The following is an 11,574-nucleotide window of genomic DNA, read 5'->3' on the forward strand; positions in this document are numbered from 1 at the left end:
GGCTTCGGCCGTTTCGTCTCCGCTCCTTCGTCGCTCCGCTCAACGACCGGCGGCTCCGGACCCCGGTCGTTGAGCGGAGGCGAGGAACGAGCCGGAGTCGAAACGACCCAAGCCCGCCGCGGGCCTCAGCGGCGGACGGGCACGGAGCCGGTGTCGAGGTCGTCGCGCTCGCCCAGGCGGATGGGCGTGGTCTGCGCGCCCTCGTTGCTGAACTCCTCGGGCGCGACCGTCGGCTGCGGGCGCGTGATGACCGAGATCGGGCGCGTCTCGTCGAGCACGAGCCCGAAGCCCTCGTCCTCGGGGCGGCGGTGCAGGCGGCCCGACGCGATGACCCACGTGAGGCCGATCGCGCACGCGGCCAGGCCTCCCGCCGCGCCGACCAGGATCGCGACGCGCGGGCCGAACTCGGCCGCGACCCAGCCCACCAGCGGGGCGCCGAGCGGGGTGCCGCCCATCAGGATCGCGACGTAGAGCGCGAGCACGCGGCCGCGCAGCGACGCGTCCGTCGTGGTCTGGACGTACCCGTTCGCCGTGGTCAGGGTCGTCACGACCGTGAACCCGACGAACACGAGGCAGAGGGCGTAGAGCCAGTAGAGCGGCATGAACGCCGACACGATCGACACGACGCCGAAGCCGCCGGTCGCCAGGATGGCCACGCGCAGGCGGGCGCGGGCGCGGCGGGCTGCCAGCAGGGCGCCGGCGAGCGACCCGATCGCGAGGATCGAGCTGAGCAGGCCGAAGCCGTCGGCCTCCTCCCCGAACTCGAGCGCCATGGTCGAGGCGAAGATCGGGAAGTTCATGCCGAGCGCGCCCATCAGGAAGACCATCGCGAAGATCACGAGCAGGTCGGGGCGGCGCGCGACGTAGCGGAAGCCGTCGGCGAGGCGCGCCGAGGCGTCCGCCCGCTTGCGGGGGATCAGCTCTCCGGTCCGGATGACCGCCAGCGCGATCAGCATTCCCGCGTAGGCGATCACGTTGATCAGGAACACCCATCCGGTGCCGACGGCCACGATCAGCAGGCCCGCGACGGCCGGGCCGATCATCCGGGCGCCGTTGAACGACGCCGCGTTGAGCGCGACCGCGTTGGACGCGTTCTCGCGGTGCACGAGGTCGGACACGAACGCCTGGCGCGCGGGGTTGTCGAACGCGAGCACCACGCCGGTCGCGAGCGCGAACGCGTACATGAGCGGCAGCGTCATGAGCCCGGCGAGCAGCAGGATGCCGATCGCGAGCGAGAACAGCAGCAGCACGCACTGCGTGATCAGCAGGATGCGGCGCCGGTCGAAGCGGTCGGTGACCAGACCCGACAGGCCCACGAGGAGCAGCGGCGGGCCGAACTGGAGCGCCATCGTGACGCCCATGGCGCCCGCGTCGTTGTCGGTCAGCTGCGTCAGCACGACCCAGCTCTGGGCGGTGGACTGCATCCATGCGCCGATGTTGGACACGAGCGCGCCGATGAACCAGACGCGGTAGTTGAAGGAGGCGAAGGATCGGAACATGGCACTCATCGCTCGATGACCTTCAGGATGATCTTCGCGGCCGCGCGGAGCGTCTCACGGTCGCCGTCGGGCAGGTCGGCCAGCACCCGGGCGAGCCATTCGTCGCGCCGGTGGACGGTCTCCTCGACGACCTCCAGGCCGGTCGGGGTGATCGCGATGTTGACCTTGCGACGGTCGTCGGCGTCGGGCTCGCGGGTGAGGTACCCCTCCTCCTCGAGGCAGTTGACGGTGCGGTTCATCGACGGCGCGGTCACGCCCTCGCGCTCGGCGAGCGCCGTCAGCGTGTGGGGGCCGTGCAGCTTGAGCGCGACGAGCACCGCGAACTGACCGTCCGACATCGTCGTGACCGCGCGCTGCTGCCGCAGTCGGCGGGCGAGGCGGAAGGTGGCGGCGCGGATCTCGGAGGCGTCGGAGGAGAGATCTGGCATCGTGTTCCTTAGCCTAACTCATTAGTTAGGCTAAGGATCTGTCGGGCTCCGCTCAGCGGGAGTGGCAGGATCGGGCCATGCCGTCAGAACGGGACCTGCACTTCGTCGACGACCACGGCGTCGAGATCGTCTATGACGTCCACCGCGCCGACACCCCGCGCGGGGTCGTGCAGCTGCTGCACGGGGTGGGCGAGCACGCGGGGCGCTACGCCGCGCTCATCGACGCCCTCGTGGGGGCGGGCTTCACGGTCTACGCCGACGACCACCGCGGCCACGGGCGCACCGGCATGCGCCAGCACGGCGATGCCGCGAAGCTCGGGCGCCTGGGCATCGGCGGCCACCGCGCCGCGGTCGCGGCGTGCGCGCGGATGACGCGGATCATCCACGACGAGAACCCGGGCCTGCCGTTCGTCCTGCTGGGGCACTCGTGGGGATCGTTCCTCGCGCAGATCCTGCTGAATCTCGAACCGTCGGCGTACGACGCGGTCATCCTGAGCGGGTCGGGCCTGCGGACGCCGACGTCCCTGAACTTCCTGCCGCTCAACGCGCGGTGGAAGGGCCCGGATGCGACGGGCGCGGAGTGGCTCGCGACGGACCCCGAGGTCGGGCGCGCGTTCCTGGAGGACCCGCTGGCGACGGACGTGCCGATCCAGAAGCTCTTCGGGGTCGTGGAGGGCGCGCGCATCTACGGACTGCCGCGGCGCGACCTGCGGGCGGCCGCCGGGCACGACGTCCCCGTGCTGCTGATGGTGGGGAGCGACGATCCGGTGGCGGGGCCGCTCTCGGTGCACCGGCTCGCGCGGGCCTACCGCGATCGCGCGGGCCTCGAGGACATCACCACGCTCGTCTACCCGGGCGCGCGCCACGAGATCTTCAACGAGGTGCAGCAGGCCCAGGTGCGCGCCGACCTGCTCGCCTGGCTGGACCGGCGCTTCCCGGCGTGATCCGGTGCGGATGCGCCCTGACGAGACTCGATAAGGGCGCATCCGCACCGGAACGCGGGCGGTGTCAGCCCTTCAGGGCGAACGCCAGCTGCTCGAGCGCCCAGTCGATCTCGGTCGCGCGGATCACCAGGGGCGGCGCCATGCGCAGCGTCTGGCCGTGCGTGTCCTTCGCGAGCACGCCGCGGGCGAGCAGGCGCTCGGCGACCTCGCGTCCCGTGCCGGCGGCCGGATCGATGTCGATGCCCGCCCACAGGCCGGCCGAGCGCACCGCGGTGACGCCCTCGAGCTTCTCGAGTCCGGCGCGCAGGTGCTCGCCGAGCTGACGCGAGCGCTCCTGGAAGCGGCCGGTCTTCAGCAGCTCCACGACCTTCAGCCCCACGGCGGACGCGAGCGGGTTGCCGCCGAACGTCGAGCCGTGCTCGCCGGGCCGGATGACCCCGAGCACGTCCTCGTCCGCCACGACCGCCGACACCGGCAGGATGCCGCCGCCCAGCGCCTTGCCGAGCAGGTAGACGTCCGGCACGACGCCCTCGCGGTCGCACGCGAATGTCTCGCCCACGCGGCCGAGGCCCGACTGGATCTCGTCGGCGATGAACAGCACGTTCCGCGCCTTCGTGACCTCGCGCACGCGGCGCAGGTAGCCGTCGGGCGGCAGCACGACGCCGCCCTCGCCCTGGATCGGCTCGATCAGCACGGCGGCCGTGTTCTCGTCGATCGCGGCCTCGAGCGCGTCCGCGTCGCCGAACGGCACCGCGACGAAGCCCGGCGCGTACGGGCCGAAGTCGTCGTGCGCGGTCGGGTCGTCGCTGAAGCCCACGATCGTCGTGGTGCGGCCGTGGAAGTTGCCGAGCGCGACGATGATCTTCGCCTGCTCGGCCGGGATGCCCTTGACCCGGTAGCCCCAGGCGCGCGCGACCTTGATGCCGGTCTCGACGGCCTCGGCGCCCGTGTTCATGGGCAGCACGAGGTCCTTGCCGCACAGCTCCGCGAGCGCGGTGGCGAACGGGCCGAGCTGGTCGTTGAAGAACGCGCGGCTGGTCAGCGTGAGCCGGCCCAGCTGATCCTGCGCGGCCTTCACGAGCTCCGGATGCCGGTGCCCGAAGTTGAGCGCCGAGTAGCCGGACAGCATGTCGAGGTAGCGCTTGCCGTCGACGTCGGTCACCCACGCGCCCTCACCGTGCGAGACGGTGACCGGAAGCGGGTGGTAGTTGTGTGCGACGTTCGGCTCGAGCGCCGCGGTCACTTGCGACCCCGGAGCTCGAGCGTGCAGCACTTGATGCCGCCGCCGCCGAGCAGCAGCTCGGACAGGTCGACCAGCACCGGGTTGTAGCCGCGCTCGCGCAGCTGCTGCTCGAAACCCTTGGCGCGCGGCGAGATGATCACGTTGTACCCGTCGCTCGCCGAGTTCAGGCCGAACACGGCGCCGTCCTCGTCAGACACGCGGATCGCGTTCGGGAAGCGGCGCTCCAGCTCCGCCTGGCTCGCCTCGTCGAAGGCGTGGGGCAGGTAGGCGATGCCGGGGTCCGCGCCGTCCTCGACGATCGGGTCGAGCACGGCCAGGGCGGTGTCGAGGTGGTAGAACCGCGGGTCGACCAGCGTGAGGCTCACGACCTCGCGGCCGAAGACGCGCGCGACCTCGGCGTGGCTGTCGCCCGTCGAGCGGAAGCCGGTGCCGGCCAGGATCACATCGCCGGCGAGCAGGAAGTCGCCCTCGCCCTCGTTGACCTCCTCGGGCTCGCGCGTGTCGAAGCCGTTCGCGCGGAACCACTCGATGAACGCGGGGGCCTCGCCCTGGCGCTCCTCGTAGCGGAACTTCGGGCCGTAGGCGATGCCGTCGATCAGGAAGCCGCCGTTGGCGGTGTACACCATGTCGGGGTAGCCCGGCACGGGGTCGATCAGCTCGACGTCGTGGCCCAGCTCGAGGTACGTGTCGTACAGCTTCTGCCACTGCGACACGGCCAGCGCGGTGTCGGTGGGGTTCGCGGGCTCCATCCACGGGTTGATGGAGTAGCTCACCGTGAAGTGCTCGGGCCGGCACATCAGGTAGCGACGCTTGTGCTGCGTGCGCTGCGGGGCCGTGATCGACGCGGTCGCGGTTTCGGACATGGTGCTCCTCTGCAGATAGCGGCGGACGCTGTCCAGAGGCCCGGCGGAGCTGTGAGAAGCCAACGGCACGGGCACGCCGGGATCATTCTCGCACGCACGCCCGGATCCGCGCCGGATGTCCGCGCGACGGATCGCGAGGTCAGAACGTCGGGCGCATCCAGCTCGAACGGCCCTCGGCGCGCAGCGCGGCCGCCTCGCGCGACTGCTCGGGGGCCGTGCCGGCGCGCAGGGTGTCGTCGCGCACGGCGTCGCGCGCCCGGCGCCGCTCACGCAGCCGCCACATCACCGCGCCGCCCAGGATCGCCGCCAGCAGCGCCGCCCCGCTCAGGGTCAGGATCTCCATGGCGCCACGGTACCGGCGCCGCCCGCACCGGGAAAGGATGCCGCCGAGGTGCCCGGGTGGTCAGATGACGTCGGCGCTGAGGCGGTCGGGGTTGCCGAAGCGGTGGGCGGTGATCGTCACGGACTGCTCGCGCAGGAACGGCAGCAGCTCGATCCGCCCCGCCGTGGTGACCTCTCCCGCGTAGACCGCGAGATCCGGGTCCCCGGCGACCGCCTCGGCCAGCGCGGCGTGGAGGCGGGCGACCGACTCGGGCGAGCCGACCAGCCGCACGCGGGAGGGGCGCGGGCGGTCGGAGAGGAGGTCGGTCATGGCCTCGTCGGAGGCGCTCTCGCCCTCGCCGGGCTCGAGCTCGTCGGAAGCCGGCTTCGGCTCGCTTCGCTCGCTCAGCCCGTTTCGACTCCGCTCGCTGGCGCTCGCTCCGCTCAACGACCGGGGGGAGGGGACCGGCTCCGCTCCGCTCAACGACCGGGGGGACGTGGCCGGCTCAGCTCCGCTCGACGACCGGGGGGTATGGGCGTCGTCTTCGGTCACCGGCGACTCCGCGGCGACGCCGCGCATGCGATCGATCCACTGGTCGTCGGTCTCGACGTGCACGGAGACGTCGAGCTGGCCGAGCATGCGGCGCACCGCCGCCGGGAGCCCCACCGGGGTCGACAGGACGAAGTCGCCACCGGTGCGGACGCCCGCGATCACGACGCGCAGCACCGCCTGCCACGTGGCGTCCGCCGTGGCCCGCACCGCGACCGGCACGGGCCGGTACCGGAACAGGTTGCGCTCGACGCCCAGCCGCGACACGTCCTTGACGCGGCCGAACTCGCGGTCCCACGCGACGGCATCCGAGAGCGCGGCGCGGCGCAGCCAGTCGAACTCCTCGTAGCTCAGCGACGGCTGGGCGGCCTCGATCACGGCCGCGATCCGGGTGTCGAGCCCGCGCAGGTGCAGCGAGCGCCCCGACGGCCCGCCCGACGAGGGGCGCCACGATCCGAGGCCGATCAGGTAGTTCGGGCCGCCCGCCTTCGCCCCGGCGCCGACCGACGAGCGCTTCCAGCCGCCGAACGGCTGCCGCTGCACGATCGCCCCCGTGATGCCGCGGTTGACGTACAGGTTGCCCGCCTCGACCGTCTCGAGCCACAGGGCCAGCTCGTGCGGATCCTGCGTGTGGAGCCCGGCGGTGAGGCCGTAGTCCACGGCGTTCTGCAGCTCGATCGCGCGCGCGAGGGTCGGCGCGTGCATGATGCCGAGCACGGGGCCGAAGAACTCCTCCCGGTGGAAGCGGGATCCGGGCTGCACGCCCGTGCGGATGCCGGGCGTCCAGTACCGGCCCTCGCCCTCCCATCCGGTGTCGCGCACGCGATGCGGCTGCACGAGCCAGCGCTCGCCCTCGTCCAGCGTGGTGAGCGCCCACTCGAGCTTGCCGGTCGGCTCCTCGATGACCGGTCCGATCTCCGACAGCGGATCCGACGGCGGGCCCACGCGCAGGGAGCGGGTCGCGTCGACCAGCTGCCGCGCGAACCGCTTGGACCGCGCGACCGGGCCGACCAGGATCGCGAGCGACGCGGCCGAGCACTTCTGGCCCGCGTGGCCGAACGCGCTCTTGACCAGGTCGGCCACGGCCAGGTCGAGGTCGGCCGACGGCGTGACGACGATGGCGTTCTTGCCGCTGGTCTCGGCCAGCAGCGGCAAGTCGGGACGCCAGCCGCGGAAGAGCTTCGCGGTGTCCCACGAGCCGGTCAGGATGACCCGGTCGACCGCCTCGTGCCCGATGAGCCGGCGGCCCAGGTCGCCCGAGCCGCGATCGCCCTCGGAGAGGTGCACGAGCGCCAGGACGTCGCGCGGCACGCCGGCGTCCCACAGCGCCTCGGCGACCACGGCCGCGCAGCGGCGGGCCTGATGGGCGGGCTTGAACACGACGCCCGATCCCGCGGCGAGCGCGGCCAGCACCCCGCCCGCGGGGATCGCGATCGGGAAGTTCCACGGCGGCGTCACGACGGTCAGGCGCGACGGCTCGAACACCGCGCCGGGCACCCGGTCGAGCTCGCGCGCGGTCGCGGCGTAGTAGTTCGCGAAGTCCACGGCCTCGCTCACCTCGGTGTCGGCCTCGGCGAACACCTTGCCGGTCTCCGACGCCGCGACCTCGATCAGCTCGCCGCGCCGGGCCTCCAGCGCGCGGGCGGCGCGCCGCAGCACCTCGCCGCGCTCGGCGGCCGGACGCCGGCCCCAGTCCTCCCCCGCGGCGCGCACGCGGGCCACCAGGTCCTCGAGCGCCTCCGCATCGGTCACGCGCGCCGCCGCGATCGTGGCATCGCCCGCGGTCGACCCGGGGATGCGCGCCAGGATCTCGCGGGCCCAGGCCCGGTTCGCCGGCAGCGCGGGGTCCGAGTCGGGCGCGTTGCGGAAGCCCGGCGCCCCCTCGGCGCGGGTGCTCTCGCGGCGCGCGAACACGGCCGTCTCGACCCAGTCGTCGCCGAGACCGCGGAACTCCACGGTCGGGTCGTCGATCTCCTCGTCGCCGAGCGCCGGCGATCCGGATCCGCGCGCGATGTCGAGCACGGCCTGCGTGAGGTCCTCGTCCGCGCGCTCCGCGGCATCCGCGTCCGATGCCGGTGCATCCGCCCGGTCCTGCGCCCGGTTCGGCCCGGTCGGCAGCGTCGGATCGGCCGCGCGGCGCACGGAGGCCACGAAGCGGTCCCGCTCCCGGATGAACAGGGCGCGGTCCTCGTGCATGCCGAACGCGGCGGACAGGAAGTTCTCGCCCGACGCGGCCTCGTCCAGGCGCCGCACCAGGTAGCTGATCGCGACGTCGAACTCGTCGGGCCGGACGACCGGGACGTAGAGGAGCACGTGGCCGACCTCGCGGGACACGGCCGCGACCTGCGCCTGCGCCATGCCGAGCAGCATCTCGAACTCGACGTCGTCCCTCACCCCGCGCTCGCCCGCGAGCAGCCACGCGTACGCGATGTCGAAGAGGTTGTGGCCGGCGACGCCCACGTGGACCCCGCGCGTGTGCTCGGGCCGGAGGGCGAAGTCGAGGCACCGCAGGTAGGACGCGTCCGTGTCGAGCTTCGAGTCGTGGGTCGCGAGCGACCAGCCGTGCATGATCGCGTCGACGCGCTCCATCGGCAGGTTCGCGCCCTTCACCAGGCGGATCTTGACCGGAGCGCCGCCCGCGTCGACCCGCTCGTTCGCCCAGGCGGTCAGGCTCTCCAGGGCGGGGAGGGCATCGGGCAGGTACGCCTGCAGCACGATGCCGGCGCGGTAGTCCATGAGGTCCGGATCCTCGAGGAGCCGACGGAACACCGCGATCGTCAGGTCGAGGTCGCGGTACTCCTCCATGTCGAGGTTGAGGAACGTGCCGTGGTCAGCCGCCGTGAGGTACAGCGGGCGCAGCCGCTCGACCACGAGATCGACCGTCTCGTCGAACGCCCACATCGACAGGTGGCTCGCGATGGCGGACACCTTGACCGACACGTAGTCGACGTCGGGGCGCCGCACCAGCTCGTGGATGCCCGCGAGGCGACGCATCGCCTCCTGCTCCCCGAGCACCGCCTCGCCGAGCAGGTTGAGGTTGAGGCGCGCCCCGCTCTCGCGGATGCGCTCGATCGCCGGACCGAGCTTCTCGGGGCGGGCGTCGACGATCAGGTGGCCCACCATCTCGCGCAGGATGCGGCGCGCGGCCGGCACGACCGCCACGGGCAGCACCGGCGCGACCGCGCCCCCCGCGCGCACGGCGCCGCGCAGGTACCAGGGCAGGAAGTCCGGCACGAGCGGGGCGATCCGGTTGAGGTTCGCCGCCGCGGCCGTGAGGCTCTCGGGACGCATCACGCCGTCGACGAAGCCGAGCGTGAACGGCAGGCCGTTCGGGTCCTGCAGCACGCCGGCCAGCCGGCGCGCCGAGGCGTCGGTCTCGGTCTGCGCGGCCTCGCTGACCCAGCGCTGCGCCAGGGCGACGGCGTCCGCCACGAGATCGCCGGATCCGGCGGGAGCAGGCTCGGGCGGGCCCGGATCCGGGGCGCCGGATCCCGAGGACGGGTCGAGGACGTCGGCCATGCGATCAGCCTAGGTCGGCCCGCGGCGCCGCGCAGGGTTCTCCACCGCCGTGCCGCGGACGGCGGTGGGCACCTCTGTCACGCGCGTGCGGGCGCGCGCACGCGCATACTGACCACATGCGCGAGGGGGAGGCGTTCACGCAGGCGGCCGACGTCGCCGCACCCGCGTCGGCGCCCGAGGATCCCGCGTCGGCGCAGAAGCGCACGACGCCGCGGCAGTGGATCAAGGTCGCGGCCGGAAAGGTCCCCGCGACGTGGATCACGGTCGCCGCGACGGCCGTGTTCCTGGGCGCGACGGCCGGCTTCGGCGGGCTCGCGGACGCCCCCGTTCCGGAGCCGGAGCCGCTGCCGGTGCTCGCGGCGGGCGAGACCCACACGAACCAGCAGTTCGACATCACGGTCGAGCGGGCGGTGCTGATCGACGAGCTTCCCGGCTCGGGCACCTATCCGGAGGAGGGCGAGCGCGTCCTGGCGGTCGTCGCGACCCTGCAGAACATCACGGATGACCCGCTGCTCAGCTCGCAGTTCAGCGAGGCCACCTTCACGATCGAGGAGCTGCCCGCCGAGCGCCCCTCCGGCGACGAGGCGACCAGCTCGATCGCCCGCGTCGACGACTCGACTCTCGCGCCCTGGCTGCAGCCGGACGTCCCCGTGCAGGTCGTGGTCACCTGGCCCGTCCCGGCCGACCTGCTCGGCGCGGGCGACCTGGTGCGCCTCACGCTGTCCGACTACGAGCGGTACGACTGGGCACGGCTCGGCGGCAGCGAGGACGACCACAGCTGGGTGGACCCCGCCCCCGCCGCGTACGTCGACCTCGAGATCGAGGATGTCGGAGCGGGCGCGGACAGCGAGGAGGACGGCGGATGAGTCCCCTGAGCGCGACGCACCTGCACTCGGCCGGGCGCTGGGCCATCGGCGTCGGCTTGGTGGCCGCGGCCTGGGGCGTCATGGCCCTGACTCCGGACACCGACTTCCCCAAGCAGCCGTTCCCCGTGGCGGCGACGCTCGGCGAGCCGGCCGAGGCGCGCAACCTGCGCCTGACGGTCCTGGACGTGTCGGGCGCGTCCGAGCTGTCCGACGCGCACGGCTGGAGCGGCCCGGGCCCGTGGCTGCTCGTGGAGTTCGAGGCCGAGGCGGTGTCGGAGGAGGCCACGGCCTCGCTGCAGCGCATCGAGCTGCGGATCGGCGACCGCACGTACCGCGCGACCGACCGCCCGCTGTTCGCGGCGCCGCGAGAGCGCCTCCGGATCGGCCTGCCGGCCACCGCGACCGCCGCGTTCGAGCTGCCCATCGACGCTCTCGAGGACAGCGCGCAGAATCGCCGCGCGGTCGTGAGCTTCGCCTACGACGACATCAACAGGCAGCTCGACTCGGTCGTCACGCACGAGGTCGACCTGACGCAGATCTCGTTCGCCGCGCCCGCGGAGATCCCCGACCGGGAGTGGTCGCGATGAGCTGGTGGCGTCGCAACGGGCTCGCGCTGGGCGCGCTCGCCGCGCTGATCCCCGCCGCGGTGGTCGTGATCGGCGGGCAGGAGTGGATCACGTACTACGGCTACCGGCCGATCTCGCCGATCGAGGTGCCCGAGGGCGAGTCGGTCGAGTTCGCCGGCGCCACGTTCGGCGACGCCGGGCTGACGGACGCGACGGCGGAGCTGACCGACCAGATCCCGGCTGACGCGAAAGTGGTCGTCGTCGAGATCGCGGTGCGGCCGGGCGCGGAGCCTCCGATGTGCGACCTCACGCTGCGCGAGGCCTCCGGCGCTCGCCACTGGGAGCGCGCGTCATCGCCGTCGGGACCGCTCGACTGGGACGGAACCGACTACTGCCCGTCGGACAGCACCGCGCCGTACCTCATCGAGGCGCCGTTCCTCCTCCCGGAGGATGCCGAGGGCCCGTTCGTCGCGGAGCTCGTGGTCGCGGACGAGCTGCCGCGGTTCCTGCGCCTCGAGGTCGGCGACTAGGGCGTGTCTGACAAATAGTTCGGCGGCGCGCTGAGAGTCTGAGGTCGTGACGCGGTTTCAGGTGCTCTCGGATGCTCAGTGGTCGTTGCTCGAGGAGATGCTGCCGCGCCCGACCGGGCGCAGGGGACGGCCCTTCGCGGACGCGCGGTTGATGGTCGAGGGCATCGTCTACCGGTATCGGTGCGGGATCGCGTGGCGGGATCTGCCGGAGGTGTTCGGGCCGTGGCAGACGGTATGGACCTGGC

At 73.0% G+C, this 11,574-nt stretch carries 11 protein-coding genes; 5 read left to right on the forward strand and 6 right to left on the reverse strand.

The window, feature by feature from the left end; all coding sequences use genetic code 11:
* Positions 1–125: 125 nt before the first annotated feature.
* Both B5M43_RS12515 and B5M43_RS12520 read right to left on the reverse strand, forming a co-directional pair.
* Positions 126–1,499, reverse strand: coding sequence for an MFS transporter (locus tag B5M43_RS12515; protein ID WP_167626790.1), 1,374 nt, complete (start codon positions 1,497–1,499; stop codon positions 126–128).
* 5 nt (positions 1,500–1,504) lie between these two features.
* Positions 1,505–1,927: a MarR family winged helix-turn-helix transcriptional regulator gene (locus B5M43_RS12520; RefSeq protein ID WP_055993505.1), complete on the reverse strand. Its 423-nt coding sequence runs from the start codon at positions 1,925–1,927 to the stop codon at positions 1,505–1,507.
* 77 nt (positions 1,928–2,004) lie between these two features.
* Between B5M43_RS12520 and B5M43_RS12525 the strand changes: the two genes are divergently transcribed.
* Positions 2,005–2,871, forward strand: a complete 867-nt coding sequence (locus B5M43_RS12525; protein WP_134746110.1) for an alpha/beta fold hydrolase — start codon at positions 2,005–2,007, stop codon at positions 2,869–2,871.
* A 64-nt stretch (positions 2,872–2,935) separates the two neighbouring features.
* On the opposite strand, the gene rocD is transcribed toward B5M43_RS12525, so the two are convergent.
* From rocD to B5M43_RS12545, 4 genes are all read right to left on the reverse strand, one after another.
* On the reverse strand, positions 2,936–4,114 hold the full coding sequence (gene rocD / locus B5M43_RS12530) for an ornithine--oxo-acid transaminase (protein ID WP_308068497.1): 1,179 nt from the start codon (positions 4,112–4,114) through the stop codon (positions 2,936–2,938).
* Entirely contained in the window at positions 4,111–4,977 is an 867-nt protein-coding gene (ddaH, locus tag B5M43_RS12535; protein WP_134746108.1) for a dimethylargininase, read from the reverse strand. Before ddaH ends, rocD begins: the two co-directional genes overlap by 4 nt.
* A gap of 139 nt (positions 4,978–5,116) precedes the next feature.
* A complete protein-coding gene (locus B5M43_RS12540; protein ID WP_134746107.1) occupies positions 5,117–5,320 on the reverse strand; it encodes a hypothetical protein in 204 nt (67 codons plus the stop codon).
* A 60-nt stretch (positions 5,321–5,380) separates the two neighbouring features.
* Entirely contained in the window at positions 5,381–9,367 is a 3,987-nt protein-coding gene (locus tag B5M43_RS12545) for a bifunctional proline dehydrogenase/L-glutamate gamma-semialdehyde dehydrogenase (protein WP_167626789.1), read from the reverse strand.
* Positions 9,368–9,483: 116 nt separating this feature from the next.
* Here B5M43_RS12545 and B5M43_RS12550 point away from each other — a divergent pair, with 116 nt between their 5' ends.
* The 4 genes from B5M43_RS12550 to B5M43_RS12565 form a co-directional block, all read left to right on the forward strand.
* Positions 9,484–10,233 (forward strand): hypothetical protein, encoded by a 750-nt coding sequence (locus tag B5M43_RS12550; RefSeq protein ID WP_134746106.1) that lies wholly within the window; start codon positions 9,484–9,486, stop codon positions 10,231–10,233.
* Positions 10,230–10,820, forward strand: a complete 591-nt coding sequence (locus tag B5M43_RS12555) for a hypothetical protein (protein WP_055993491.1) — start codon at positions 10,230–10,232, stop codon at positions 10,818–10,820. The genes B5M43_RS12550 and B5M43_RS12555 overlap by 4 nt, the downstream gene beginning before the upstream one ends.
* Positions 10,817–11,329 (forward strand): hypothetical protein, encoded by a 513-nt coding sequence (locus B5M43_RS12560; RefSeq protein WP_134746105.1) that lies wholly within the window; start codon positions 10,817–10,819, stop codon positions 11,327–11,329. The genes B5M43_RS12555 and B5M43_RS12560 overlap by 4 nt, the downstream gene beginning before the upstream one ends.
* A gap of 46 nt (positions 11,330–11,375) precedes the next feature.
* Positions 11,376–11,574 (forward strand): transposase (locus tag B5M43_RS12565; protein ID WP_230668060.1); only part of this gene is annotated, 199 nt, incomplete at its 3' end.

Source organism: Microbacterium sp. MEC084, from assembly GCF_004514465.2.
Taxonomy (GTDB): domain Bacteria; phylum Actinomycetota; class Actinomycetes; order Actinomycetales; family Microbacteriaceae; genus Microbacterium.

Excerpts from the sequence above, each read along its gene's own strand:
- B5M43_RS12515 (WP_167626790.1), bottom strand. The coding sequence starts at position 1,499 with ATGTTCCGATCCTTCGCCTCCTTCAACTACCGCGTCTGGTTCATCGGC.
- B5M43_RS12520 (WP_055993505.1), bottom strand. The coding sequence starts at position 1,927 with ATGCCAGATCTCTCCTCCGACGCCTCCGAGATCCGCGCCGCCACCTTC.
- B5M43_RS12525 (WP_134746110.1), top strand. The coding sequence starts at position 2,005 with ATGCCGTCAGAACGGGACCTGCACTTCGTCGACGACCACGGCGTCGAG.
- ddaH (WP_134746108.1), bottom strand. The coding sequence starts at position 4,977 with ATGTCCGAAACCGCGACCGCGTCGATCACGGCCCCGCAGCGCACGCAG.
- B5M43_RS12540 (WP_134746107.1), bottom strand. The coding sequence starts at position 5,320 with ATGGAGATCCTGACCCTGAGCGGGGCGGCGCTGCTGGCGGCGATCCTG.
- B5M43_RS12545 (WP_167626789.1), bottom strand. The coding sequence starts at position 9,367 with ATGGCCGACGTCCTCGACCCGTCCTCGGGATCCGGCGCCCCGGATCCG.
- B5M43_RS12550 (WP_134746106.1), top strand. The coding sequence starts at position 9,484 with ATGCGCGAGGGGGAGGCGTTCACGCAGGCGGCCGACGTCGCCGCACCC.
- B5M43_RS12555 (WP_055993491.1), top strand. The coding sequence starts at position 10,230 with ATGAGTCCCCTGAGCGCGACGCACCTGCACTCGGCCGGGCGCTGGGCC.
- B5M43_RS12560 (WP_134746105.1), top strand. The coding sequence starts at position 10,817 with ATGAGCTGGTGGCGTCGCAACGGGCTCGCGCTGGGCGCGCTCGCCGCG.